The organism is Cytobacillus sp. FSL M8-0252 (assembly GCF_038007345.1).
GTDB lineage: Bacteria > Bacillota > Bacilli > Bacillales > Cytobacillaceae > Cytobacillus > Cytobacillus kochii.
The window spans coordinates 3,376,351-3,401,226 of sequence record NZ_JBBOWZ010000001.1 but is presented as its reverse complement, the minus strand read 5'-3'; the positions used below and the strand labels follow the sequence as shown (position 1 = coordinate 3,401,226).

Sequence of the window (24,876 nt, the reverse complement as noted above, 5' to 3'; positions counted from 1 at the left end):
CTCTTGCGCAAAAAATTAGGTGAATTATTAATAGATGCCGGTGTTATCACCCATGAAGCATTAGAGAAGGTATTACGGGAAAAGAACAAGAGTCAAAAGCTCGGGGATGCCTTACTACAAAGCGAATTAATAACGGAGAAACAACTCATTCAAGCGCTCGAATGGCAATTGGGCATTCCTCATGTGGACTTAACGGCTTATCCAATCAATCCCTCAATTTTGCAATTTATCTCAATGGAAGTGGCGAAGAGAAATCTTGTCATTCCTTTAAAGCTTGAGGGTGACCATCTCCTCGTGGCGATGGCGGACCCACTAGATTACTATACAATTGATGATCTTCGATTAACAACAGGGTATAAAATTCATCCAGCCATTGCTGCTAAAGATGATATTGTTCGTACGATCCATCGCTATTATCGAGATGAACCTAAAGAAGAAGTGGCAGCTGGGAATGAAAGGCAAGGAAAGCAAAGAAGTAGAAGGAATGCACCGATTATCCAGTTAATAGATCAATTATTAAGTAGTGCCATTGCCATGAAGGCTAGTGATATTCATATAGATGCACAAGAAAGCAGTGTTGTTATTCGCTTTCGCGTTGATGGGTTATTACGTCGAGAGAGGGAATTAGCGAAATCAATCCAAAATGAACTATTTTCAAGAATTAAAATCATGGCAGAGATGGATACAACCGAGCAAAGAATAGCACAAGACGGACGTGTCAAAATACCAATTGATTATCGCACGGTCGATATAAGGGTGTCTATTATTCCGACGGTTCATGGGGAAAAAGCGGTATTAAGAATATTAGATCGGCAAGAGCGGCTTATGAAGTTTGAACATCTTGGCTTTCAAAAAGAATATTTAATGCAAATAAGGCAGATGATTCAGCAACCGGCAGGTATTGTACTAATTACAGGACCAACTGGTGCCGGAAAAACATCTACCTTATATGCCGCCTTGCATGAAATGAATAAAGAAGAAGTCAATATTATTACGATTGAAGACCCTGTTGAACAAATTCTAAAAGGAATCAATCAGCTACAAGTTCATAAGCAAGTGGGGATGACCTTTGCTAGTGGATTGAGATCTATATTAAGGCAAGACCCAAATATCATCATGATCGGTGAAATAAGAGATCAAGAAACAGCTCAAGTCGCTATAAGGGCAGCTTTAACAGGGCATCTCGTTTTAAGTACTCTCCATACAAATGATAGTGTGTCAACGGTGATGAGGTTAATCGATATGGGAATTGAACCTTTCCTAGTGAGCTCAGCATTAAATGGTGTGGTTGCTCAAAGATTGGTACGCAAAGTCTGCCTTGAATGTAGGGAAACCGTTACACCTACTTCGTATGAGCAAACGGTATTTGCTAGCAAAGGAATTGAACCTGAAAACTTACAAAGAGGGAGAGGGTGCAGTCATTGCCAGATGACAGGGTATAAAGGGAGAATCGCTTTACATGAAGTTTTTACATTAAACGACGTTTTGCGAAAAATTATTACTACTGATCATGATACTACTACATTAAAAATCGCAGCCAAGAAAGCTGGGATGAGAAGCTTATTAGAAGACGGATTGCATAAAATCTCTCAAGGACTGACGACTTTAGAGGAAGTGTTAAAAGTAACGATGTTAGAGGAAGGGGGGAGTTTGGGAAATGAAAATGATAGATTTGTTAACGAGCGCGTATAACAAACAGGCATCTGACTTACATATTAGTGTAGGGACTCAACCGATTATTCGTATCAATGGTGTGCTAGAAAGAATCACAGAGGAAATATTAACACCACAGGCGACAGAGGAGATGGCTAAAGAGATCATTCCTATTCACCTTTGGCAAAAGTTTAAAGAAAAAGGGGAATTAGATTTCTCGTATGGCATTCCTGGTTTATCCCGTTTTAGAGTCAATGCTTATCATCAAAGGTCATGTATAAGCCTCGCAATTCGTGTTGTTCCAGTCAGCATTCCAACATTGAATCAGCTTTCTTTACCGCCGGTGTTAGCTAAATTAGTTGAGCAACCACAAGGGCTTTTCTTAGTGACGGGACCAACAGGTAGCGGCAAATCAACAACATTAGCAGCTATTATTCAACAAATGAATGAAACTTTTTCTAAGCATATTATCACTTTAGAAGATCCGATTGAGTATTTACATAAACATCATCGGTCAATTATTAATCAGAGAGAAGTCGGTTTTGATACACAAAACTTTGCCAACGGGTTGCGGGCTGCATTAAGACAAGACCCTGACGTCATATTGGTGGGTGAAATGCGTGACCTTGAAACGATTCAAACAGCGATTACAGCTGCTGAAACGGGTCATCTCGTTCTAGGCACATTGCATACATCTAGTGCTCCTTCAACAATTAATCGTATGATTGATGTTTTTCCGGCTGACCAACAAACGCAAATTCGCTTTCAACTTTCATCCGTCTTAGTAGGGGTTTTTTCACAGCGACTCTTGCCTTTAAAAACGGGTACCGGTCGAACGGTAGCTACTGAATTATTAGTGAATACAGCAGCAGTAGCTAACCTTATTCGTAACGAGAAAATCCATCAGCTCATCAATGTGATGCAAACATCAAGAGAGATTGGCATGCATACACTAGAGACAAGCGTAACGAAATTATTACAAAAACAGCTCATCTCTCCGGAGGTGGCTTCTCCCTTTATAAAAGAAAGGAGACGTCATGGCTAGATTCTCCTATGTCGCTAAAAGCTTAAAAGGAAAGCGGACAGGAATCATTCATGGCTGGACAAAAAAAGAGGCGGTCACTAAATTAGAGCAAAAAGGATTTCGGGTTATCGAATTAAATGAAGTGAGAGAAACATTCTGGACAAAAGATATTGCCATAAAAAAGGGATTAAAGACAAGTGTGCTTGTAGTGTATTTGAGGCAATTCGCTGCCCTTTTACAAGCTGGAATTACAGTAATTGAGGCAACAGATATGTTAGCAGAGCAGACGGAAAATAAACGTTTAAAGCAAGCATTATTAAGTATGAGAGACACTTTGGATGAAGGAAAGCCTCTATCGGAAGCAGTAAAAGAACACCCTGATTTGTTTCAGCCTTATATGATTCATATGATACATGCTGGAGAAGCCGGGGGGATGCTAGATGATGTCGTACGCCGTCTGGCCGATTATTACGAAAAACAAAATCAGCTAAAAAACAAGGTTTTATCTGCCCTAGCCTATCCTATTGTTGTCAGCATCATTGCTATTTTTGTTGTTCTATTTTTAATGCTACAAGTGGTGCCGACATTCGTTCAAATGTTCGCAGGCTTCAATGCAGAACTTCCAGCCATTACGATATTTGTCCTTCGTATTAGTGACTACCTTACGATGAACTGGTATATGATTCTCTTTTTCTTATTCGTGCTTGTACTCACGATTTTACTATTTCGTGATCATAAACTCCTTAGAGGTTGTAGAGACTGGTTATTGTTACGTACCCCATTTATCGGAAGAATGCTTATTATTAAAGAGGTCGCTTTATTTACGAGAACATTATCAAGCTTGTTAATCAGTTCTGTATCGATTGTAGAAGCACTTAAAATAGTGGAAAGAATGGCTTCCTTAACGGTAATAAAAACTATTCTACAAGATGCAAGTCTCAGTATTGAGACAGGAAAATCATTAGCGAAGCCGATGAAGAATCGTCTGCTACCTCCATTGCTTTCACATATGATTGCCGTTGGTGAAAGAAGTGGTTCCTTAGATGAGATGCTTGAAAAAGTAGCTGATTTATATGATAGTGAAATCGATCAGACAACCGAACGGATGAAAGCGCTGCTTGAACCGCTTATGATTATCATCTTAGCACTTATCGTCGGTACAATCGTTATCAGTATCGTTGTGCCTATGTTTGATATTTTTAATCATGTTGAATAATATCTACCATTTAGAGGAAAAAATATCTATTTATTTCACAGAAAAATAGTATAATATGCTTAGGTAATTATACCTATTTTAAATAAAAAGATAGAAAGGTAGATGAACATGTTGAAAAAATGGAAAAAACAGTGTAAAAATGAGCGAGGGCTAACGCTTGTTGAATTATTAGCAGTTGTTGTCATCCTTGGTATACTAGCTGCCATTGCTGTGCCTAGTATCGGAGGATTGATTGATAATAGTAAAAAGGATGCTCACGTCGCCAATGCAAGGCAGATGATTAGTTCAGCTAAATTAATGGTAGCTTCAGAGGATGTTATTCAAGAGAACAATGGAAATAAAATAATATACTTAGCTGATATAGAGGAATCTGGTTATTTGGAAAAGATGGATGATCCAGATAAAGTTAAAAATGGATATAAAAGAAATAAAAATAAAAATGGTTCCTATGTTGAAGTTGAAAAAGATAAAAGCAATATCACATACAAAGTTTTCTTAACAAACGGAGAAAGATCAGTTTCTGATGGAAATAATGAAGCCGTTCTAGAATCTGACTTATCTAGAGAAAGTGTTAAGGAATAAAGTTAGGAGGTCAATCACATACTACTAATCTACTTATTTATCATAGGCCTCATCCTCGGCTCCTTTTACAATGTTGTCGGTTTGAGGGTACCTGTGAAAAAATCGATTGTAAAACCGCGGTCAGCTTGTACTGACTGCGGCCATAACTTACAAGCGTATGAATTGGTGCCAGTGTTATCTTATTTATTTCAGCGCGGGAAATGCCGTCACTGTGGTGTGAGGATCTCGCCCTTATATCCTATTGTTGAACTGTTAACAGGGCTGTTATTCGTGCTTGCGCTTGTCACGTTAGGTTGGACGCCAGAGCTTTTGTTTGCTCTAACGTTGATATCTTTATTTATGATTATTTTCGTTTCGGATATTCAATATATGTTAATACCGGATCGTATTTTGCTAAGTTTTGCAGTCATTTTTATAATAGAACGATTGATTTGGCCACTTTCACCTTGGTGGGATAGTTTAGTAGGTTGCGCTATTGGCTTCTTTTTGCTTCTTGCCATTGCAGTTGTGAGTAATGGTGGGATGGGCGGTGGTGATATTAAACTGTTTGCGTTATTAGGGTTTGCTCTTGGTGCAAAGCTTGTCTTGTTAACCTTTTTCCTTGCGACGATTTACGGCGCTGTATTCGGTTTACTAGCTATGCTAGTAGGCAAAGTTAAACGAGGCAACCCCATCCCCTTTGGCCCCTTTATTGCAGCTGGAGCGCTTTCTGCTTACTTTTTCGGCAAAGAAATATGGCTGTATTATTTACAAATCTTCTAGTTTAGACAAAGGAGTTTAAATGATGGCTTTATCTTTCTTAAGAAAAAGCTTTTGTAATATAGTCATAGAGGATGATTGCATTCGCTATTGCCAAGTGAACAAGCGGCAGTTTCCCTATGGTACAAAGCTAGCAGTGAAACCTATTGCAAAAGGAATCATTGAAGAAGGAAAAATAATAGATGAAACGGGGTTATCCTTAATCCTCCAAAGCTGTGTGGAAGACTGGCAGCTTCATCGGAAAAAAGTTAGATTTATAGTTCCGGATGGACAAAGTGTTGTAAGGTCAGTAGTTATTCCTGATGAAGTGCCTGCAAAGCATATTCATGGATATTTGGATATGGAAATAGGGGCTAGCATTCATTTACCATTTCAACAACCAGTATTTGATTATCACCTCATGCCTAATAAAGAGGTGAATGAAGAGAAACGTGTGTTGTTAGTTGCTGCGGAGGAGACGCTCGTTCATCAGTTTGAACAAGTAATCGCTCAAGCTAATGTTTACCCAGAAGAAGCAGAGATCACAGCATTATCTTTATGGAGGTTGAGCGCCTATTTAGGATTAGCAGAGGATAATGAGAGTGTTGTTATCATTCATTTTGAAAAACAAGGTGTTCATATCTCTATCATTCATCATGGCATTCCTATGCTTGTTCATTATTTACCCTATGATGACAATATAGAATTAACCAATGATGATTATTTATTTACCGAAGTGTATCGTGAAGTGGATCGATTACAAGATTTTCATTTTTTCACCCTTCAACAAACCAATCATGCAACTACAAGTGTTTTATTAAGTGGTGAAAATATTATACATAGTTTTCAGTTGTTTTTAAGTAGTAGAATGACAAGCCGTATAGCTATTGTTGACGCTAGGAAAATAATGGATGATGAAACGATTGTACCTTCGATGAATAAGGTGCTGGGGTTAGCGTTAAAGGATGTGCTTTAAATGACGGTCAATATAAATTTGTTGCAAAAGCAAAAGCCTTTAGTTAACCCAACTTTTATAGTTATCTTGTTGGTCATCCTGCTGCTACTCTTAGCTTCGATTTTCGTAGGAGCCTACAAAATAAAAAGAAGTATCCAATCAAGTGAGGAAGAATTAGCGTATATACAAGTTGAAATAATAGAGCAAACAGAAATGTCGAATGAGAGAGAGCAATCACAATCGCTAGAAGAGTTAATGAATGCAACAACTTGGCTAGAACAAGAACGCGTGAATATCACCGGGTTTTTATCTGAATTAACAGCTCTTTTGCCAACAAGAGGCTATATTCTTTCGCTGCAGCTATCGAACAAAAATGAGGTTGAGATGCTTGTTCAATTTGATACACAAAGAGAAGCAGCTTATTTATTGCACAGTATTAAACAAGCTGATTGGTCTATAGATGCGTCTTTAGCAACGATTAATGAACAACAGGCAGCTGAAATGGAACGGTCTCGTTTTGAAGCAAGTTACTCCTTCACGTTTGATCCCTCTTATTTCTCAATTGTAGAGGAGGAAAAACGTTGACTGTGTTCAAAGGAAGTAAATATTGGTTGTTGGTAATTGTTTTATCCATGCTTATAACAGTTGTATTAACCTACGTTCTTTACTTATACCCACTCAAGTTAGAGGAATCGGCCATAAAAAAAAGGGTCATTACAGAAGAAGCACGGTTAAATAGCTTAAAGGAACAAGGCTCTTCCGCAACGGTATCACAGACAGAACAATGGGAAGATGCTCAACTACATCTACCTATCGAGCCATTAGAAGAACAGTTTTTATTATTATTAGATGAAGCGGCAACGGTCAATAAGATTCAGCTTACACAAATGGCCATTAATGTTGAAAGAGTTCATTCGGATGAGACGGCAAATAGTGAAACAATCAATGATATTTCGACAACATCAGAAGAAGGTATTGTTGAAGTAAAGTTGCCCAATGGATTAGAAAAGACCGTCATTAGCATGCACTTGCAATCTCAAAGCTATGAGGATTGGCTTTCATTCACAGAGGAATTACAGCATCTAGAGCGGTATACAACCATTGAATCAATCGAAATCACCCAGGTGAAAGATGGTATAAGAGATTACACTATGGTTGTATCAGTTTATCATTTTCCTACCGCTATTGATTTAAAAGAAAATGATCCTAAAATCGTCAATGATCAAGCTGCTGGCAAGTCCTATCCTTTTGAAGATAGAGACTGATGCCTTTCTTTGACAAAGTTTTTATCCATGATGGAATTTGACGAAATCATTCTGTAACAAGACGACAAAAGTCTTGTTATTTTTTTTTTCTCCTATGATAAAGTGATGAAAATAATAGTAAAAGGTAAGAGGGAGGGAAGTGGACAAAGATGGACAAGCATAATGGAAAGGCGAGAACAATCACAATAAAATTAAATCAGGACGGGCAACCGAAGCATAAAGAAGAAGGTGTAAAGGAGCAAGCGGCCACAAAGGAAAATGAAGCGGAGGATCAATTTGATTGGATTTTACCAAGTGGAGAAGAAGAAGTAGATTGGGAGAAAGAACTTGCAGATAGAGAAAAAGTGACGAAAAAGAAAAACAAATACAGTAAAAGCACAGCTAAGAAAAGTAGTTTTAAACAAATGAAATATCAATTAAACCCGTCGATGTTTTTTACCATTCTGTTTGCTGTTGTTATCGGAACGGGATTTGGGTTGGTAATGTTAAATGTTCTCGATAAAGGGGAAACGGCAGAAGGAGGCGCAGCAAGTTCCCAAGTAGGTGCATCAGGAGCAGTAACTGCGGGTAGTGAGACGGCAGAATTACCTGCTTTAGATACGTTTATCGTCCAAGGAGGTGTTTTTACTACCAAGGATAGTGCAGAGGGTATCGCTGCTTCGTATAAGGAAAAAGGCATTCCTACATTTATCCACCAGAATCAAGAACAATATACACTTATCATCGGAGTAGCAGCTACAAGTGAAGCGGCTAAGACTATGAGTACCCAATTAGAAGGTCAAGGTGCAGAAGTGTTTGCTAAAGAGTATACGATTGATGGTGCTAAGGTAGAAGGTTTAACTGCAGAAGAAAAGAAAATCTTAGAGCTCTCACCCCAAGTGTATCAATTATTGACAGGTGAAGCGTCCCCTGAACAAATTAATGCATATTCAAGTACGTTAAATGAGATTAATCAAGGACTGAACCATGAAGACCTAATAGCATTAAAGGATAAAATGCTTACTGCTCTAAAAGCTAATAACGGAAAGGACGCTCAACAGGCAGCCTTAAATTTCCTACAATCATATACGGTCATCGTTCAAACTTAAAAGTTTCTTAGTATATTATTTTCTGGGGAATAATTTAATTTTATTTCTAATTGAATCTATGAAACACTGATTTCACTGTCTATATTTATTTTTAGCAGATTACCTCTCTTTAGCTCGATTTTCTTCGGGCTATTTTTTGTGGGAAATTCATATTATTAGATGATTTAAAATTGTTAATAGGTGGATTGTTTGATACGATAGAGAAGTATCTCCCAATTTGAAATACGATGAAAGTAAGGTGAACCACATGCAAACACAAACCCTCATACTCGCTTCCACTTCTCCTCGTAGAAAACAGCTACTTGAACAAATAAATTTATCTTTCAAAGTAAAAGGCAGTCATGTTGATGAGCAGTTTGAAGCCAATTTAAAGCCGGATGAAATTGTGCAAGAATTGGCGGAACGAAAAGCGAGAGCAGTCTACAATAACGAAAGTGATACTTTTGTTATTGGCTCAGATACGGTTGTTGTCCAAAAAGGCGAGGTTTTAGGCAAACCGATTGATGAAGATGAAGCGTATCTTATGCTTAAGAACCTATCGAACGGTACACATGAAGTGTACACAGGTGTAGCGATACTAACAGCTAATAAAATAACTCGTTTTTCTGTTGTTACAAAAGTTGAATTTTGGCCGCTTTCAGAAGAAGAAATCTATGCCTATATCCAAACGGGTGAGCCTTTTGACAAAGCGGGGGGCTATGGGATCCAAGGAATTGGTGCAACACTTGTTAAACAAATACACGGAGACTATTTTGCTGTGATGGGATTGCCTATTTCACAAACGATTAGAGAGTTGCGCAAAATGGGCTATTCACTTCCTAACCATTTGTTTGGATAATGAAAAAGGAGGAAAGGGATGCATACGGAAAGCTTAATGATTAAAGACTTCCCTCAAGATGAAAAGCCGAGGGAAAGGTTAATGCAGAGTGGACCAGAGAGCTTATCCAATCATGAACTAATAGCTATTTTATTGCGGACAGGGACAAAAAATGAATCTGTTTTGCAGCTGTCCAATCGCTTGCTAACAAAGTTTGATGGATTGCGTTTATTAAAGGATGCTTCCCTTAGCGAAATTACCGAAGTGAAAGGTATTGGCCAGGCAAAAGCCATTCAAATCAAGGCAGCTGTAGAAATCGGCAGAAGAATGGCTAATTTAACCTTCGATGAAAGATACAGCATTCGTTCACCAGAAGATGCTGCTAATTATGTGATGAACGAAATGCGTTTTCTATCTCAGGAACATTTTGTTTGTCTTTATTTAAACACTAAGAACCAAGTTTTAAGCAAGCAAACCATTTTTATTGGTAGCTTAAATGCCTCTATTGTTCACCCACGAGAAGTGTATAAAGAAGCTTTCAGACAGTCTGCCGCCTCGATTATTTGTCTGCATAATCACCCCTCTGGCGATCCGACTCCAAGTAGAGAAGATATTGATGTGACGAAAAGGCTAACTGAATGTGGTAAAATAATTGGGATAGATATTCTCGATCATATTATCATTGGTGAAAAGAAATTTGTCAGTTTAAAGGAAAAAGGTTATATCTAGCACTATGTTTTTATTTGACGATACGATATAATATTGTTTATGATTTTTTAGGGGAAGTATAGTATTTTACCTATCATCTTTTTAAGAATGAGGGACTGTCAGATGCCCTATTAAATAAACCTTATTTTAAAAATCGTATAGTATCAGAAAGGGAGATACAGGAATGTTTGGATTTGGTACAAAAGACCTTGGGATAGATTTAGGAACAGCAAATACACTTGTGTATGTAAAAGGTAAAGGAATCGTTGTTAGAGAGCCATCGGTCGTGGCACTTCAAACTGATACGAAACATATTGTTGCCGTTGGGAATGACGCTAAAAATATGATTGGTCGTACACCGGGAAATATCGTGGCATTAAGACCAATGAAAGATGGCGTAATTGCTGATTATGATACGACAGCAACAATGATGAAATATTATATGAAACAAGCGAATAAAAATAAGGGCATTTTTTCAGGTAAACCGAATGTTATGGTCTGTGTACCATCTGGCATTACTGCAGTAGAAGAAAGAGCTGTAGTAGATGCAACTAGACAAGCTGGTGCAAAGGATGCATTTACCATTGAAGAACCATTTGCAGCAGCAATTGGTGCGAATTTACCTGTATGGGAGCCGACAGGAAGTATGGTTGTGGATATTGGTGGTGGTACAACTGAAGTGGCTATTATTTCTTTAGGGGGAATAGTTACAAGCCAATCAATCCGCATTGCTGGGGATGAAATGGATGATGCAGTCATTAATTATATCCGTAAAACTTATAATTTAATGATTGGTGACCGAACTGCTGAAATGATTAAATTAGAAATTGGTTCTGCTAGTGAAGCGGAAGGTGTAGAAAACCTTGAAATCCGTGGGCGTGATCTTTTAACTGGATTACCAAAAACAATTGAGATTACAGGTGATGAAATTTCAAAAGCATTAAAAGATACGGTATACTCTATTGTTGATGCTGTAAAAGTAACATTAGAAAAAACACCGCCGGAGTTAGCAGCTGATATTATGGATCGTGGCATTGTTTTAACAGGTGGAGGAGCGTTGTTACGCAATTTGGACAAAGTGATTAGTGAAGAAACAAAAATGCCTGTTCTTATTGCTGAAAATCCACTGGATTGTGTGGCGATTGGTACCGGTAAAGCATTAGATCATATTCATTTATTTAAAAATAAATCTAAAGACTCTCGTTAAGAATAGTGACCTACAGAAAAATTAGGCATTAGTGGCTGTCATTAATGCCCTGTTTTTCAAGTTTTTTTGCATAAAATATAACAATCGAGGTGTTTAGCATGCCACAGTTCTTTCTGAATAAACGCCTGATTATTTTGCTTGTAAGTATCATTATTCTCGTATCGTTGATAGGCTTTTCTTTAAGAGAGAGAGATAGTGTTACATGGCCAGAACAGTTTTTGAAAGATATGACAGGATGGGCGCAGAACATTGTTGCTGGTCCAACACAGTACATTGCTGGTTTCTTTGAAAATGTTCAAGACTTGCAAAATACATATGAAGAAAATAAAGAACTGAAATCTAGATTAGATAAACTAGCATTTTTAGAGGCAGAGGTACAATTGTTAGAAAAGGATAATGCTGAGCTTCGTGAAATACTAGAAAAAGAAGATAGTTTAACCGACTATGAACCTATACAGGCTACAGTAATCGGTAGAAATCCTTTAAGGTGGGAAGAAAAGCTTACCATAAATAAAGGAACCAGAGACGGCATCGAGGCAAATATGGCGGTTATTACAGCCAATGGACTGATTGGTAAGGTGAAAAGTGCACAAACCTTCACGTCCACGATTCAGCTGGTGAGTTCTAAAGATCCAACGAACCGTATTTCAGCTGTTGTTCAAGATGGTGAGAAAAAAGAAGAAACTTTTGGTTTAATTGAAGGCTACGATGAAAAAACAAAACGTTTGCTTATGACGAAGATACCTTATGATGCAAAAGTAGAAAAAGGGCAAATGGTAGTGACATCTGGTTATGGTGGAGTATTCCCTAAAGGCTTGCCAATTGGAAAAGTTGTTGAGGTTACACCTGCGGAATATGGCCTTACACAAACTGCTTATATTGAGCCGAATGCGGACCTATATGACATTCAACATGTGATGGTAACAAAACTTAACAGCATTAATCCAGAGATTCAAGAAGAGCTTGAAGAATTAAATGAGGAGGAAGAAAGTTGAGAAAATATCTTCTCCCTCTCTTATTTATTTTCTTATTCGTCATTGAAAGTACATTTGCCCTTATGGTCGCTCCAACAGAGATGTTTGCAAATGAGAGATGGCTTATCCCGCATTTTTTACTTGGAGCGATTATGCTTTTAGTTATTTTTGGCTCGAGGAAGCTAGGTTTACTTTATGCTTTTATTTTTGGATTGCTGTTTGACATTGTTTATACTGAAATTATCGGTATTAACCTATTTTTATTTCCAGTTGTCACTTATATTGTGTATCAACTAATGAAGATCTTACAGAATAACCTTATTGTGACGACAATCATTACTCTTTTTGGTGTAGCATTAATGGAGCTAGGATCTTTCGGGGTCAACTATATTATTAGTATTACAACAATGGGATTCTCGGATTTCATCTTTATGAGATTCATTCCAACACTTATATTGAACCTCATTTTTATCGTCATAGTCATTTTTCCATTGAAGAAATATTTTGAAAGATATGTTGAACGACTATCGTTATAATGTTAAGTCTGTTCTAGTCAATAATGAAGGAAAACGAAGAAATAAAGTTGAATGACTGTTTGCAGGCAACTTTAGAAACCGGTTATCCGGTTTCTTTTGCCATATAATTATTCTTTTCAACCAGAGTGAAGATTGAGTTTGCAAGAAAAAAGGATTTTGCAAACTGATGTCGAATTTATTCCTACAATATGTATTGAGAATCAGAATGAGGCGAGATAACAGAATGGATCTGTTCTTGTCTTTCTTGAGGTGAACATCTTGAAATGAATAAAAGACAAAATGTAACGATGAAGGGCACAAAGGATGGGATTACACTCCATCTTGATGATGCCTGTTCTTATGAGGAACTTAAAAAAGAGTTAAATCATAAATTAATAGAGAGTAGTAAAAGTCAAGAAGATAAATTGATATCTGTCCTTGTACATACAGGTAATCGCTATTTAACCTCCTCTCAAGAGGAAGAGATAAAAGAGTTAATCAGGCAAAAGAAAAATCTTGTTGTGGAGTCTGTGCTTTCTAATGTACTGACAAAGGATGAGGCTGAAAAGCAAAAGCAAGCAAATGAAATCGTCTCTATAACAAAAATTGTTCGGTCAGGTCAAGTGATTGAAGTCCCGGGGGATTTATTGCTCATTGGAGATGTAAACCCTGGAGGAACAGTAAGAGCTGGTGGCAATATTTTTATTATGGGCGAGCTAAAAGGAATTGCACATGCGGGTTACTATGGTAACCAGGAGGCTGTGATATCAGCTTCTATTATGAGACCGACACAGCTTCGAATTTGTGATAGTATCACTCGTGCGCCTGATGAAAAACAAGATGAGAACAGTCGCGAAATGGAATGTGCTTATATGAATGAAGAGCAGCAGATCATTATCGACAGACTACAAGTATTGGTACATGTAAGACCAAATATATCGAATTTGCAAGGGGGATTCTAGAGTGGGAGAAGCGATAGTCATTACATCCGGAAAAGGCGGCGTTGGTAAAACAACAACATCTGCAAATATTGGTACAGCATTAGCCCTGCAAGGAAAAAGAGTGTGCCTTGTGGATACAGATATTGGACTAAGAAATCTTGATGTTGTTATGGGCCTTGAAAACCGTATTATTTATGATTTAGTGGATGTAGTTAAGGGGCGTTGTAAGATGCAGCAAGCCCTTGTGAAAGATAAACGCTTTGATGATCTTCTTTATCTCCTGCCTGCGGCACAAACAAGTGATAAGAACGCGGTTGACCCGGACGAAATGAAAATATTAATAGACGATTTAAAGCAGGATTTTGATTATATTATTATTGATTGTCCTGCGGGAATTGAACAAGGCTATCGTAATGCCGTTTCAGGAGCAACAAAAGCGATTGTTGTAACTACACCAGAGGCAACAGCGGTACGCGATGCCGATCGCATTATCGGGTTGTTAGAGCAAGAAGATCATATCGAACGTCCAAGGTTAGTTATTAATCGTATCCGACCACAACTCATGAAAAACCGTGATACGATGGATATTGATGATATTACGAGACATCTCGATTTAGAATTATTAGGCATTGTAGCGGATGATGATCAAGTGATTCGGGCGACAAATCAAGGAGAACCCATCGCAATGGATCCAAATAATATCGCATCTATTGCTTATCGAAATATTGCCCGCAGAATTCTTGGCGAATCTGTACCACTTCAACAACTTCAAGAAGAGAATACCGGTGTTTTTACAAAGATAAAGAACTTCTTCAAAGTAAAATAACAAAAGAAATCCTTAGTGAACTGTTGTCACTAAGGATTTCTTAATATTTGACATGGGAAAAGAAATAGGACTATGGAATATTCTGCTGATAGTAATAAGTAGTACAGCAAACGGTCCAAATGCACCATCCATGAATAAGCCATTCAATTGCAGAAATGTAAGCTTTTCATCAAAAAGCGACGTATAGTCAATTACCCCTGTTAGTACCCCTATCTTCTTCTATAGAAAGCACTCTAAGAGCACGATCATTCATAATAAAAGGTTTCACTATCAATAGTCTAAGAGTAAACACAGATATAGTGATCATTTATAAGTAGGTAGCTTTCCAACTGCATCTAGGTGTTTGACAACACAAAAAATATTTCTCCCTTATCTATCTGTCATACTTAAAAACCTCACATCATAGACTTGTACAAATGCTGATGAATAGGTGGGAAGTTATGATGAGCTCAAGAGCTGATGATATAAGAAAACGAATGGCTAAAAGAAAAAAAGAGATGGAGAAGAATAAGCCTGTTCAAAAAAAATCGAAAAAAATGAATTGGTTGCAAGATGAGGAGAGGCATGGATTTGACCAACTTCCCTCATATGATAGTCCACCTCCTAAAGATTCAAATACGAATCACCCCTTATTTAAAAAGGAGGTTTTTCTATTTAAAGTGCTCGTATCAGCCTGCTTATTCCTCATAGTAGCCATTATGTTTAAAAATGATGGAGCAATTTTTGAAAAGCCGAAAGCCTTTGTTGTAGAGGCAATGGATAAGAATTTTCAGTTTGCTACTGTTATTAATTGGTATGAAGAGCAATTCGGACAAACCTTTGCCCTTTTGCCAAAGCAGAAACAGACAGAAGAATCTGTTGAGGAAGCGCAACCAAGCTTACCAGCAACAGGCAAGGTATTACAAGCGTTTGAGCAAGATGGACAAAAAATTTCGATTGAAACAAACATGGGTGAAAAAGTAGAGGCTGCAAATGGAGGAGTCGTTGAATTTATTGGCGAAAAACCTGGGTTTGGACAAACCGTTATCATTCAGCATGCCGATCAAAGTCAATCTTGGTATGGCAATTTAGCTGAAATTGATGTAAAAGCATATGACTATGTTGAAAAAAGTGCAGAAGTAGGAGAAGCGGCTACTAAAGAGGATGGGAAAGGTTTGTTTTATTTTGCCATTAAAAAAGGGGATGACTTTGTTGATCCTTCACAGGTGATTCCTTTTGAATAAATGGATCTTACTTTTTAAGCAGATACGTATCCATCCTTTACTCTGGTTGGTAGTCGGATTAGCTGTTATCACTTCTCATTTCAACGAGCTTTTTCTTTTACTATTGATTATTTTTGTTCATGAAATAGGACATGCTGTGGCCGCACAGTTTTTTTCTTGGAGAATAAAAAGCATTGTGTTACTTCCATTTGGCGGTGTGGCAGAGATGGACGAACATGGTAATCGCCCATTAAAAGAAGAGTTAATGGTAATTTTAGCAGGACCTATACAGCATGTTTGGATGATTGCTGCTGCCTTCCTATGTTTTGAATGGCAGCTAGTCACACCTGAGTACTTTTCTTTGTTTGTCCAGTATAACTTGATGATCTTACTTTTTAATTTGCTTCCGATTTGGCCATTGGATGGTGGGAAATTAGTCTTTTTGTATCTGTCTTATTTTTATGCATTTGGTGATGCACATAGGAAGGCGTTGCAGCTGTCTATTTTTATGCTCATATTGTTTTTAATTGCTTCTCTTTGGATTCTCCCTTTTAATATTAATATTTGCATCATCCTTGCATTCTTACTTTTTTCCTTATACTATGAATGGAAACAGCGCAGATATATATTTATGCGGTTCTTATTGGAACGATACTATGGAAAGCATAGTGAACTACGTAAATTAAAACCGTTAGTCGTTCAAGAATCTGAACCAATCATGAAAGTGCTCGAGAAATTTCAACGAGGTTGTAAACACTCGATTATCGTTGAGACGGGGAATAAAGAAAAGAGTGTGCTAGATGAAAATGAGTTATTACATGCGTACTTTGCGGAAAAGAATGTGTCAGCTCAAATAAGTGACTTAGTGTATGTTTATTAGAAGCGAGGAAAGTAGAATTGAAAAGATTAGTGATCAATACAATAAATAGAGAAAAAAGGTATGCCTTGCTCGATCAAAATGAAGTTGAAGAATTGTATATTGAACCATTACAACTCGAAACAAAAGTAGGGAATATCTATCTAGGCATAGTTGAAAAGGTTATGCCAGGGTTAAATGCACTCTTTGTCAATATTGGTGAAGAAAAGAGTGGCTTTTTGCATAAGGATAAATTACAAAGTTATGCACTTGAAGATAATGATAAGAAGGAAAAACGTAACCTTTCTTCTTTTGTCCATCAAGGGGAAAGGTTACTTGTACAAGTAGAAAAGGATCAAACGGGAACGAAAGGACCAAGGTTAACGGGGATCGTAGAATTGCAAGGCAATTATATGGTCTATTTGCCGTATGGGAACTATCTTGCTGTATCGAAGAAAATTACTAATCAGAGTGTCAGAGAACAGTTAAAGCAAAACTGTGCGAGGTTGCTCGAAGCCAAGGAAGGGCTAGTAATTAGGACTGCTGCGAAAGATGTTGATATGGCTGTACTTGAAAAAGAATTAATGCAATTGCGTGTAAAATATCAGCAACTCTATGCCGCCTCTCTCTTAATAAAAAGACCCGGTGTTATTCAAACGGAAGATCAATTTTTACATAAAGTACGTCAAGTCATACAAAAAATGAAGAGTGGGGAAGTAATTGTGGATGATACTACTGTCAAAAAGCAGTTACAGCCTAAAGACAATGTCACATTTCACCTTCATACGGATCAAGAAGCTATCTTTACTTCCTATGGTCTTGAACGTGAAATTGAAAAAGCATTAAAAAGAATTGTATGGTTAGATAATGGTTCTTATCTGATTTTTGATGAAACAGAAGCGTTAGCTATTATTGATGTGAACACAGGTAAATTTTCTGGAAAACACCAATTGCAAGATACGGTCTTAAAAACAAATGAATTAGCGGCAAGGGAGGTAGCGAGACAAATACGTATCAGGGACCTAGCAGGAATGATACTAATTGATTTTATTAGTATGGAAAAAGAGCAGGATAGAATACATATTTTATCTGTGATAAAAGAGGCGCTAGCTACCGATGAAAGACAAATAAAAGTAATTGGATTTACACCTCTTGGTATTTTACAATTGACGAGAAAGAAAACGAAGGTGTCTCTTTCTGAAGCTTTACAGGAGAATTGTACAGTTTGTCATGGGACGGGTAAGGTATTGCGCGCAGAAACGGTTGCCTTTCGCTTAGAGAGAGAATTGTGGTCGTATCGCACCCGTGATGAGGAAGCGGTTCTTATAGAAGTGACAAGGGATGTCGTTGCTGTATACACTAAAGAGGAGTTACAGCAATTAGAAGAGAGCTGTGCGAAACACCTTGTTTTCGATTTCATCGATCGCCCAAAACCAAGCTATCAAATAAAAAGATTTGGTCCATTGAAAGAAATGCAAGTGTAATCGTATTGACAGTACAGTATGTGTATGATAACATTTTGATGTTATGTTTGTAGCGCCCATGCTACAACCGCGCAGAAAAGGTCATTAAGCTTCTGCTTTGGCAGAACACCTGGGATGGCGAGTCTTAGTCTTAAGAGGAGGTGCAGTTATGTACGCAATTATTGAAACTGGTGGTAAGCAAATCCGTGTAGAAGAAGGTCAAACAATCTACATCGAAAAGCTTAACGCAGAAGCAGGCGAAACAGTTACTTTTGAAAAGGTTCTTTTCGTAGGTGGAGACAGTGTGAAAGTTGGAAGCCCAGTTGTTGATGGTGCTTCAGTTACGGCTAAAGTTGAAAAACAAGGTCGTGCGAAGAAAATCACTGTATTCAAATACAAAGCAAAGAAAAACTATCATAAGAAACAAGGTCACCGTCAACCGTACACTAAAGTCGTGATTGATAAAATCAACGCATAAGGTTGATGATTGATGATTGATGTAAGCATTCATCGTAATCGTTCTGGACTCATACAATCATTTGAAATAAGTGGTCATGCCCTGTTTGCTAATAATGGTGAGGACATTGTCTGTGCAGGTGCATCAGCTGTTTCAGTTGGGTGCGTTAATAGCATCCATCAGTTAGCGGGAGTTACTCCGCATATTCAAATGGAATCTGGACTATTATCCTGTATTCTTCCGAGCAATCTTGCTCAAGATATAGAAGAAAAAGTCCAATTATTGCTTGAGGGTATGGTTGTCTCATTGCAAACGATCGTTGAGAACTATCCGGAAAATATAAAAATAACCTTCAAACAGTAGGAGGTGGATTTCATGCTATTAAAATTAGATCTTCAGTTATTCGCATCTAAAAAAGGAGTAGGTTCTACAAAGAACGGACGTGACTCAATCTCTAAACGCTTAGGCGCTAAGCGTGCAGATGGTCAATTCGTTACTGGTGGTTCTATTCTTTACCGTCAACGCGGTACGAAAATTTACCCAGGTGTAAACGTGGGTAAAGGTGGAGACGATACTCTTTTCGCGAAAGTGGACGGAGTTGTAAAATTTGAGCGTCTTGGACGTGACCGTAAGCAAGTTAGCGTATACCCTGCAGCTCAAGAAGCATAAGATTGAGTGGAGAACTCTAACCATTAATGGTTAGAGTTCTCTTCATGTCATTCATCCCACATATATCTCCTCAAACTGTCCTCTTTTGATAAAAGTCCGCTACTTTTTATGCATTTCTATTGATGGAACCTTAAATATAGGGGCAGATTTAAAAATTCTTACCTTTCTTTTTGCTAAGATACATACGGCTATGGTTTTTTTTTGTTATACTAACACCATATCAATGTAATGGCTGAGGACCATAAAAGAAGATGTAGGAGTCAATTATGGAAAAAGATTGGGATATTGTTGAAGTGCTACGTCATGCAAGGCATGATTGGTTAAATAAAATACAACTAATTAAAGGCAATTTAAGCTTAAATAAGGTGGAACGGGCAAAAGAAATTATTGATGAAATTGTTGTGGAGGCGCAACAAGAGGCAAAGTTATCAAACCTACAAATGCCTCAATTTGCTTCACTTTTATTTACGTACAATTGGCGAAATCCAAAATTTCAATTAGAGTATGACGTTTATGAAGTATTCAAATGTGATCAACTGGATGATAAAAGTTTAACTGATTGGACAAGATCTTTTTTCTCTTGCTTAAATGATGCTGTACAGCCATTTGCTGATAATCATTTATCTATATCAATTAATCCAGAAAAGCAGGGTGTCCGTTTCTTTTTTGATTTTAGTGGAACAATTACTTATATGCAGCAGATTCGCTTATTTTTACTAGAGCAATCAACAAGTATGGGGCTTACAGTGAGACGCTTAACAGAAGATGAAATATCATTTGATTTCTTTGTTCTTTTTGAAGAGAAGTAAAATGGATTTATTTAATAGTAAAAAGCTAGTCAGTAAAAGATATTATAAACAGCGAGAGTCAAGGGTGTTCATATTCATGTGCATCTTTTGAATAGGAGGAAGTAGATCTTATGTTTGTCGATCAGGTCAAGGTGTATGTAAAAGGTGGCGACGGTGGGAACGGAATGGTAGCCTTTCGTCGTGAAAAATATGTTCCTAAAGGCGGTCCAGCTGGTGGGGACGGTGGTAAGGGCGCGAATGTTGTCTTTATTGTTGAAGAAGGTTTAAGAACGTTAATGGATTTTAGATATAAACGACATTTCAAAGCGGAACGTGGTGAGCATGGAATGTCTAAAAATCAGCATGGCAGAAATTCGAAGGACATGATTATAAAAGTACCGCCGGGAACTGTGGTTACAGATGCTGAGACTGGTGAAGTAATTGCGGATTTAACTGAGCATGGCCAACAGGCAATTATAGCAAAAGGTGGCCGTGGAGGTCGTGGAAATTCACGGTTCGCTACACCTGCCAATCCTGCACCGGAATTATCAGAACATGGAGAGCCAGGTCAAGAGAGAGAAGTTATGCTTGAGTTGAAATTGCTTGCAGATGTAGGGCTAGTTGGATTCCCAAGTGTTGGTAAGTCGACTTTACTTTCTGTCGTTTCTGCTGCTAGGCCGAAAATTGGCGCGTATCATTTTACGACAATCGTTCCTAATTTGGGTATGGTAGAAACAGAAGATAATCGTAGTTTTGTCATGGCTGATTTACCTGGGTTAATTGAAGGTGCTCATTCTGGAGTGGGCCTGGGACATCAATTTTTAAGACATATTGAACGTACACGAGTAATTGTTCATGTGATTGATATGTCAGGAATGGAAGGCAGAGATCCTTACGAAGATTATGTGACGATCAATAATGAATTACAGGAATATAATTTACGTTTAACAGAACGTCCACAAATTATTGTAGCTAACAAGATGGACATGCCTGATGCAGAAGAACACTTAGCGGCATTTAAGGAGCAGCTTGAAGAAGAGTATCCAATTTTCCCGATCTCTGCAGTTACAAGGTCTGGATTACGTGAGCTACTATTTGCGATTGCAGATAAGGTAGAAGAAACACCAGAATTCCCACTTGAACATGAAGAAGAGGATACAGGAGTTCACCGTGTACTTTATAAACATGAAGCAGATCAAGTAGAATTTACGATTACAAGAGATTCAGCTGGTGACTTTATTGTGTCTGGTGATGCAGTTGAGAAATTATTTAAGATGACTGATTTTAGCAGAGATGAATCGGTTAGACGTTTCGCCCGTCAATTAAGAGGGATGGGTGTAGATGAAGCATTACGCGAAAAAGGTGCAAAAGACGGGGATATCGTCAAGTTATTAGATTATGAATTTGAATTTATTGACTAACCTTAAAATATCAATGAGGTGAAAGATGAAACAGGATAAATTAGATAAAAAATTCTTCCTTGTCCGAGAAGATGTATTGCCTGAGGCTATGAAAAAGACTTTGGATGCAAAAGAAATGATTGAAAGGGGAAAAGCAGAATCTGTCTGGGACGCTGTCCATAAAGTAGATTTGAGTCGCAGCGCATTTTATAAATATCGCGATACTGTTTTTCCTTTTCATACAATCGTGAAGGAAAGAATTATTACATTGTTTTTTCATTTGGAGGATCGTTCGGGCACATTGTCACAATTATTAAGTATTGTGGCTGGATCAGGTTGTAACGTATTAACCATCCATCAAACCATTCCGATTTTAGGTCGTGCCAATGTCACCTTGTCACTAAATGTTGCTGATATGGCGGTAGGAATCGATCATTTATTATCCGATTTAAGGAAACTAGAATTTGTAGATAAAGTAGAAGTATTAAGTTCAGGCGCATGAGTTAAAACTCTTGCGTCTTATTCATTTTAAGAAAGAGGGTTATTATACCTAAAATGAATCACTCAAACAGCTTAGTAAAATAAAATGGTGAAGTTTCAAACATACATGTAGAAACGAGTCAGAGGCAATGAAATAATAGGCAAGTCAAACCGTATTTGTTTACTCATCGACAGCTCATATAAACTATCTCGATTTTAATAAGAAAGATATCTTATAAAAAAAGATAAAAACCTCTTTTACATCCATATACTAAAGTGTTAAAGTATAGTATAATGAGTTTTTTCATAATTCAAATTTGTTGTGGCTACATAGAATGAAGCTACTGATGAAAGGTGTTCACAATGAAAAAAATAGGCTTCTTAGGACCAGTTGCTACTTTTACAGATATAGCCGTTCGCGGCTTATTTCCAGAAGATAGAGCAATTCCACAAGCAACCATTCCTGCTTGTTTAGATTCTTTAGCAAATGATGAAATTGATTTAGCTGTTGTACCAATTGAAAATGCATTAGAAGGATCAGTTAATATTACTTTAGATTATTTAGTTCATGAGGCACTTTACCCAATTGTGGGTGAAATGACCATCCCTATTAGACAACATTTACTTATTCATCCTAGCCAAAAACTAGAAGATATTCAAACGGTATATAGCCATTCTCATGCGATTGCTCAATGCCATCGCTTCCTACATTCGACTTTAAAAGCTGTTGAACTTGTTAATATGACATCAACGGCTGCAGCTGCAAAATATGTAAGTGACCATCCTGACGAAAAGGTTGCTGCAATAGCCAATGCTTTAGCAGCAGAAGAATATCAATTAACCATTGCTCACCAAGATATTCATGATTATTCACATAATCATACACGGTTTATTGTAGTGGCAAAGCAAGATTGTCACCTCAAGACAGCGCAGAAGTCAAAAGGATATAAGACAACTGTTATGGTCTCGTTACCTGATGATCGTGCTGGAGCGCTTCACCAAGTGCTATCCGCCTTTTCATGGAGAAATTTAAATTTATCAAAAATCGAGTCAAGACCAATGAAAACAGGATTAGGGAATTATTTCTTTATTATTGATATCGACAAGAAAATAGATGATGTCCTTATTCCGGGCGTAAAGGCGGAATTAGAGGCATTAGGTTGCAAAGTGCAAATTTTAGGTAGTTATCCTTCATATCAACTCGGGAAAATAGAAGAATCGACTCATAAATAACAAAAAAGAAAGTAGAGTACATGCTCTACTTTCTTTTTATAAAGTACCATTTCCTAGCAAGTATTATATATCTATTTCGATAAGAAATCCTGATTTTTTCAATGCCTCTTCTGCTTCGTCAAGCTTTGCTTCACTGCTGCTCGTAATCGTGTGTAAATGAATCCCACCTGTTAATTCTGATAAATAACTAGATTGAGTAGAATGAATTTTCTTCATAAACTGTTTTACTTCTTTGCGGTCAGAAACCATAATAGATGCTGTCAAATCACCATATACTGGATGCTCGATTGTGACATCTTTTACGGTGACCCCATGATCAACAAGTAAGTTTAACTCTTCTTCAGTTTGTTCAGGTGAATGGTTACTAGCTATTGTTCTTGTAGCTACCGGATGTGGTGAAGTATGATTTAATCTCAAGTATCCTTGACTTGTGGCAATAATTGGTTCGCTTCTTGCTTTTAACAGTGTAATATCACCAACGATTACTTGTCTGCTTACATGGTACTTTGCTGCTAGTTCACTACCTGTAATAGGCTCTTCACTTTCCTTCAATAATTGTAGTAGTTTCATCCGTCTGTCTTCTCCAAGCACCTTTTTTTGTTCGCTCATTCTTAATCCCCTCTACTATAACCATAATCAATAATTTTACCATAGGAAACCAGTATAAATAAAGTTATCCCATCCTTTCCTTTATTGTTGCTAGCAATTCGGCAAGTGCGATTAATTGTTCTTTCGAGGTTTCTGTTCCAGTAGATATTCTGAAAAATTCTTTCGCCGCTTTTCCATTAACACCGATGGCAGACATAGCTGAGGATGGCAATTGCGCATTGGTCGCACAAGCACTACCAGTAGCAATGCAAAAGCCTTTTCGGTTCGCTTCTAACATCACATACTGTCCCTCAATTCCAGGTATTCGCATCCCTATAGTAGATGGGATTTGTCTTTCTTTTGGTGCCTCATAAATAATAGAGTCAAAATGGACACAATGAGTGATGAAAGCTTGGCGAAGGATTTGTGCGTGCGTTCTTGTTTGTTTCCATGTTCTCATACTTTCATCTGCAGCTATTGTCATAGCGACTATAGCTGGTAGATTGACTGTACCTGGCCTCAATCCCTTTTCATGTGAAGTATTTGGTAGTAAGCCACGAATGGGATGTGCAGGATGTATATAGGCTAAACCGGCTCCTTTTGGTCCGTAAAATTTATGGGCAGATATTGCAAGACTATCAACGACTTGGCTCACAGGAGTGATATCTACTTTCGTAAAGGAATGGACACAGTCACAATGAAGGTAGATTTGATGAATTTTACATAATGCGCTTATTTCCTCGATTGGTTGGATTGAACCAAGTTCACTATTGGCATGTTGAATAATAGCAAGAATGGTATCTGGCCTAATAGCGGCCGCGAATTGTTTAGAATCAATTTGACCATTATGATCAAATGGTAGATAAGTCACCTCATAACCATTATCTTCAAGTATAGATAAAAAGTTAGAAATAGAAGAATGCTCAGCTAATGTGGTAATAATATGTCCTTTTGTATTCGTTAAGGTTAAAAGAGATCGGATACAAATAAGGTTACTTTCCGTCCCTCCACTCGTAAAATAAATTCCACTACTCGGTACATGTAGAAAAGAAGCTAGCGTCAAACGGCATTGTTCCAGTAAATCATGTGCCCGACTGCCTATATCATGAAAGCTTTCTGTGTTTCCATAAAATTCAGTAGCAGTTCTTACATATGCATCAGCCGCTTCTTTTGATAAGGGGCAAGTGGCGGCATAGTCTAAGTAAATCATAAATGGCTTCATTCCTTTGTT

General features: G+C 37.6%; 28 protein-coding genes and 1 other annotated feature. Of the genes, 26 read left to right on the top strand and 2 right to left on the bottom strand.

Annotation, left to right across the window (positions count from 1 at the left end):
* The first annotated feature begins 3 nt into the window (after nt 1–3).
* From MKX83_RS17135 to pheA, 26 genes are all read left to right on the top strand, one after another.
* Nucleotides 4–1,692 (top strand): GspE/PulE family protein, encoded by a 1,689-nt coding sequence (locus tag MKX83_RS17135; RefSeq protein ID WP_341056620.1) that lies wholly within the window; start codon nt 4–6, stop codon nt 1,690–1,692.
* Nucleotides 1,658–2,698, top strand: coding sequence for a type IV pilus twitching motility protein PilT (locus MKX83_RS17130; RefSeq protein WP_095372391.1), 1,041 nt, complete (start codon nt 1,658–1,660; stop codon nt 2,696–2,698). The genes MKX83_RS17135 and MKX83_RS17130 overlap by 35 nt, the downstream gene beginning before the upstream one ends.
* On the top strand, nt 2,691–3,893 hold the full coding sequence (locus MKX83_RS17125; protein WP_341056618.1) for a type II secretion system F family protein: 1,203 nt from the start codon (nt 2,691–2,693) through the stop codon (nt 3,891–3,893). The genes MKX83_RS17130 and MKX83_RS17125 overlap by 8 nt, the downstream gene beginning before the upstream one ends.
* A 108-nt stretch (nt 3,894–4,001) precedes the next feature.
* Complete coding sequence (locus tag MKX83_RS17120) at nt 4,002–4,475, top strand: prepilin-type N-terminal cleavage/methylation domain-containing protein (protein ID WP_095372393.1); 474 nt, start codon at nt 4,002–4,004, stop codon at nt 4,473–4,475.
* Between the two features lie 18 nt (nt 4,476–4,493).
* The gene (locus MKX83_RS17115) at nt 4,494–5,237 is read left to right on the top strand and encodes a prepilin peptidase (protein WP_095372394.1); all 744 of its coding nucleotides are present in this window, start codon (nt 4,494–4,496) and stop codon (nt 5,235–5,237) included.
* Nucleotides 5,238–5,259: 22 nt separating this feature from the next.
* Complete coding sequence (pilM, locus tag MKX83_RS17110; protein WP_157733923.1) at nt 5,260–6,189, top strand: type IV pilus biogenesis protein PilM; 930 nt, start codon at nt 5,260–5,262, stop codon at nt 6,187–6,189.
* The gene (locus MKX83_RS17105) at nt 6,190–6,753 is read left to right on the top strand and encodes a hypothetical protein (protein WP_095372396.1); all 564 of its coding nucleotides are present in this window, start codon (nt 6,190–6,192) and stop codon (nt 6,751–6,753) included.
* Nucleotides 6,750–7,433, top strand: a complete 684-nt coding sequence (locus MKX83_RS17100) for a hypothetical protein (RefSeq protein ID WP_095372397.1) — start codon at nt 6,750–6,752, stop codon at nt 7,431–7,433. The genes MKX83_RS17105 and MKX83_RS17100 overlap by 4 nt, the downstream gene beginning before the upstream one ends.
* A gap of 149 nt (nt 7,434–7,582) precedes the next feature.
* Nucleotides 7,583–8,521 (top strand): SPOR domain-containing protein, encoded by a 939-nt coding sequence (locus tag MKX83_RS17095; protein WP_095372398.1) that lies wholly within the window; start codon nt 7,583–7,585, stop codon nt 8,519–8,521.
* A gap of 247 nt (nt 8,522–8,768) precedes the next feature.
* Nucleotides 8,769–9,359 (top strand): Maf family protein, encoded by a 591-nt coding sequence (locus MKX83_RS17090; protein WP_341056616.1) that lies wholly within the window; start codon nt 8,769–8,771, stop codon nt 9,357–9,359.
* An 18-nt stretch (nt 9,360–9,377) separates the two neighbouring features.
* Nucleotides 9,378–10,067: a RadC family protein gene (gene radC, locus MKX83_RS17085; RefSeq protein WP_341056615.1), complete on the top strand. Its 690-nt coding sequence runs from the start codon at nt 9,378–9,380 to the stop codon at nt 10,065–10,067.
* 163 nt (nt 10,068–10,230) lie between these two features.
* Nucleotides 10,231–11,253, top strand: a complete 1,023-nt coding sequence (locus tag MKX83_RS17080) for a rod shape-determining protein (RefSeq protein WP_095372401.1) — start codon at nt 10,231–10,233, stop codon at nt 11,251–11,253.
* A gap of 98 nt (nt 11,254–11,351) precedes the next feature.
* The gene (gene mreC, locus MKX83_RS17075) at nt 11,352–12,248 is read left to right on the top strand and encodes a rod shape-determining protein MreC (protein WP_095372402.1); all 897 of its coding nucleotides are present in this window, start codon (nt 11,352–11,354) and stop codon (nt 12,246–12,248) included.
* Nucleotides 12,245–12,763, top strand: a complete 519-nt coding sequence (mreD, locus tag MKX83_RS17070; protein ID WP_095372403.1) for a rod shape-determining protein MreD — start codon at nt 12,245–12,247, stop codon at nt 12,761–12,763. The genes mreC and mreD overlap by 4 nt, the downstream gene beginning before the upstream one ends.
* 263 nt (nt 12,764–13,026) lie before the next feature.
* On the top strand, nt 13,027–13,704 hold the full coding sequence (minC, locus tag MKX83_RS17065) for a septum site-determining protein MinC (protein ID WP_095372404.1): 678 nt from the start codon (nt 13,027–13,029) through the stop codon (nt 13,702–13,704).
* A 1-nt stretch (nt 13,705) separates the two neighbouring features.
* Nucleotides 13,706–14,509, top strand: a complete 804-nt coding sequence (gene minD, locus MKX83_RS17060) for a septum site-determining protein MinD (RefSeq protein WP_095372405.1) — start codon at nt 13,706–13,708, stop codon at nt 14,507–14,509.
* 440 nt (nt 14,510–14,949) lie between these two features.
* Entirely contained in the window at nt 14,950–15,732 is a 783-nt protein-coding gene (locus MKX83_RS17055) for a M23 family metallopeptidase (protein WP_307312739.1), read from the top strand.
* A complete protein-coding gene (locus tag MKX83_RS17050; RefSeq protein ID WP_341056614.1) occupies nt 15,725–16,591 on the top strand; it encodes a M50 family metallopeptidase in 867 nt (288 codons plus the stop codon). Before MKX83_RS17055 ends, MKX83_RS17050 begins: the two co-directional genes overlap by 8 nt.
* 17 nt (nt 16,592–16,608) lie before the next feature.
* Nucleotides 16,609–18,051 carry an Rne/Rng family ribonuclease gene (locus MKX83_RS17045; RefSeq protein WP_341056613.1) on the top strand — a complete coding sequence of 481 codons (1,443 nt, stop codon included), beginning with the start codon at nt 16,609–16,611 and terminating at the stop codon, nt 18,049–18,051.
* A 55-nt stretch (nt 18,052–18,106) separates the two neighbouring features.
* Nucleotides 18,107–18,186, top strand: a sequence feature (ribosomal protein L21 leader region).
* Between the two features lie 13 nt (nt 18,187–18,199).
* On the top strand, nt 18,200–18,508 hold the full coding sequence (rplU, locus tag MKX83_RS17040; protein ID WP_095372409.1) for a 50S ribosomal protein L21: 309 nt from the start codon (nt 18,200–18,202) through the stop codon (nt 18,506–18,508).
* A gap of 12 nt (nt 18,509–18,520) precedes the next feature.
* Nucleotides 18,521–18,850, top strand: coding sequence for a ribosomal-processing cysteine protease Prp (locus MKX83_RS17035; RefSeq protein WP_095372410.1), 330 nt, complete (start codon nt 18,521–18,523; stop codon nt 18,848–18,850).
* A 12-nt stretch (nt 18,851–18,862) separates the two neighbouring features.
* The gene (gene rpmA, locus MKX83_RS17030) at nt 18,863–19,156 is read left to right on the top strand and encodes a 50S ribosomal protein L27 (protein WP_009333115.1); all 294 of its coding nucleotides are present in this window, start codon (nt 18,863–18,865) and stop codon (nt 19,154–19,156) included.
* Between the two features lie 266 nt (nt 19,157–19,422).
* Nucleotides 19,423–19,965, top strand: coding sequence for a sporulation initiation phosphotransferase B (locus tag MKX83_RS17025; protein ID WP_095372411.1), 543 nt, complete (start codon nt 19,423–19,425; stop codon nt 19,963–19,965).
* A 110-nt stretch (nt 19,966–20,075) separates the two neighbouring features.
* Nucleotides 20,076–21,365, top strand: a complete 1,290-nt coding sequence (obgE, locus tag MKX83_RS17020) for a GTPase ObgE (RefSeq protein WP_095372412.1) — start codon at nt 20,076–20,078, stop codon at nt 21,363–21,365.
* 25 nt (nt 21,366–21,390) lie between these two features.
* Nucleotides 21,391–21,846, top strand: coding sequence for an ACT domain-containing protein (locus MKX83_RS17015; RefSeq protein WP_095372413.1), 456 nt, complete (start codon nt 21,391–21,393; stop codon nt 21,844–21,846).
* A gap of 341 nt (nt 21,847–22,187) precedes the next feature.
* Nucleotides 22,188–23,057 (top strand): prephenate dehydratase, encoded by an 870-nt coding sequence (gene pheA / locus MKX83_RS17010; protein WP_341056611.1) that lies wholly within the window; start codon nt 22,188–22,190, stop codon nt 23,055–23,057.
* 63 nt (nt 23,058–23,120) lie between these two features.
* On the opposite strand, the gene MKX83_RS17005 is transcribed toward pheA, so the two are convergent.
* Together MKX83_RS17005 and MKX83_RS17000 are read right to left on the bottom strand one after the other, a co-directional pair.
* Nucleotides 23,121–23,666, bottom strand: coding sequence for a transcription repressor NadR (locus tag MKX83_RS17005; protein ID WP_341056609.1), 546 nt, complete (start codon nt 23,664–23,666; stop codon nt 23,121–23,123).
* 64 nt (nt 23,667–23,730) lie between these two features.
* A complete protein-coding gene (locus tag MKX83_RS17000) occupies nt 23,731–24,855 on the bottom strand; it encodes an IscS subfamily cysteine desulfurase (RefSeq protein ID WP_341056608.1) in 1,125 nt (374 codons plus the stop codon).
* Nucleotides 24,856–24,876 lie beyond the last annotated feature (21 nt).

Coding starts and splice junctions, on each gene's coding strand:
- MKX83_RS17125 (WP_341056618.1), top strand. CDS start 2,691: ATGGCTAGATTCTCCTATGTCGCTAAAAGCTTAAAAGGAAAGCGGACA.
- MKX83_RS17095 (WP_095372398.1), top strand. CDS start 7,583: ATGGACAAGCATAATGGAAAGGCGAGAACAATCACAATAAAATTAAAT.
- MKX83_RS17055 (WP_307312739.1), top strand. CDS start 14,950: ATGATGAGCTCAAGAGCTGATGATATAAGAAAACGAATGGCTAAAAGA.
- obgE (WP_095372412.1), top strand. CDS start 20,076: ATGTTTGTCGATCAGGTCAAGGTGTATGTAAAAGGTGGCGACGGTGGG.
- rplU (WP_095372409.1), top strand. CDS start 18,200: ATGTACGCAATTATTGAAACTGGTGGTAAGCAAATCCGTGTAGAAGAA.
- MKX83_RS17035 (WP_095372410.1), top strand. CDS start 18,521: ATGATTGATGTAAGCATTCATCGTAATCGTTCTGGACTCATACAATCA.
- MKX83_RS17025 (WP_095372411.1), top strand. CDS start 19,423: ATGGAAAAAGATTGGGATATTGTTGAAGTGCTACGTCATGCAAGGCAT.
- pilM (WP_157733923.1), top strand. CDS start 5,260: ATGGCTTTATCTTTCTTAAGAAAAAGCTTTTGTAATATAGTCATAGAG.
- MKX83_RS17105 (WP_095372396.1), top strand. CDS start 6,190: ATGACGGTCAATATAAATTTGTTGCAAAAGCAAAAGCCTTTAGTTAAC.
- pheA (WP_341056611.1), top strand. CDS start 22,188: ATGAAAAAAATAGGCTTCTTAGGACCAGTTGCTACTTTTACAGATATA.
- MKX83_RS17000 (WP_341056608.1), bottom strand. CDS start 24,855: ATGATTTACTTAGACTATGCCGCCACTTGCCCCTTATCAAAAGAAGCG.
- MKX83_RS17015 (WP_095372413.1), top strand. CDS start 21,391: ATGAAACAGGATAAATTAGATAAAAAATTCTTCCTTGTCCGAGAAGAT.
- MKX83_RS17130 (WP_095372391.1), top strand. CDS start 1,658: ATGAAAATGATAGATTTGTTAACGAGCGCGTATAACAAACAGGCATCT.
- radC (WP_341056615.1), top strand. CDS start 9,378: ATGCATACGGAAAGCTTAATGATTAAAGACTTCCCTCAAGATGAAAAG.
- MKX83_RS17080 (WP_095372401.1), top strand. CDS start 10,231: ATGTTTGGATTTGGTACAAAAGACCTTGGGATAGATTTAGGAACAGCA.
- MKX83_RS17120 (WP_095372393.1), top strand. CDS start 4,002: ATGTTGAAAAAATGGAAAAAACAGTGTAAAAATGAGCGAGGGCTAACG.
- MKX83_RS17090 (WP_341056616.1), top strand. CDS start 8,769: ATGCAAACACAAACCCTCATACTCGCTTCCACTTCTCCTCGTAGAAAA.
- rpmA (WP_009333115.1), top strand. CDS start 18,863: ATGCTATTAAAATTAGATCTTCAGTTATTCGCATCTAAAAAAGGAGTA.
- MKX83_RS17005 (WP_341056609.1), bottom strand. CDS start 23,666: ATGAGCGAACAAAAAAAGGTGCTTGGAGAAGACAGACGGATGAAACTA.
- minC (WP_095372404.1), top strand. CDS start 13,027: ATGAATAAAAGACAAAATGTAACGATGAAGGGCACAAAGGATGGGATT.
- mreC (WP_095372402.1), top strand. CDS start 11,352: ATGCCACAGTTCTTTCTGAATAAACGCCTGATTATTTTGCTTGTAAGT.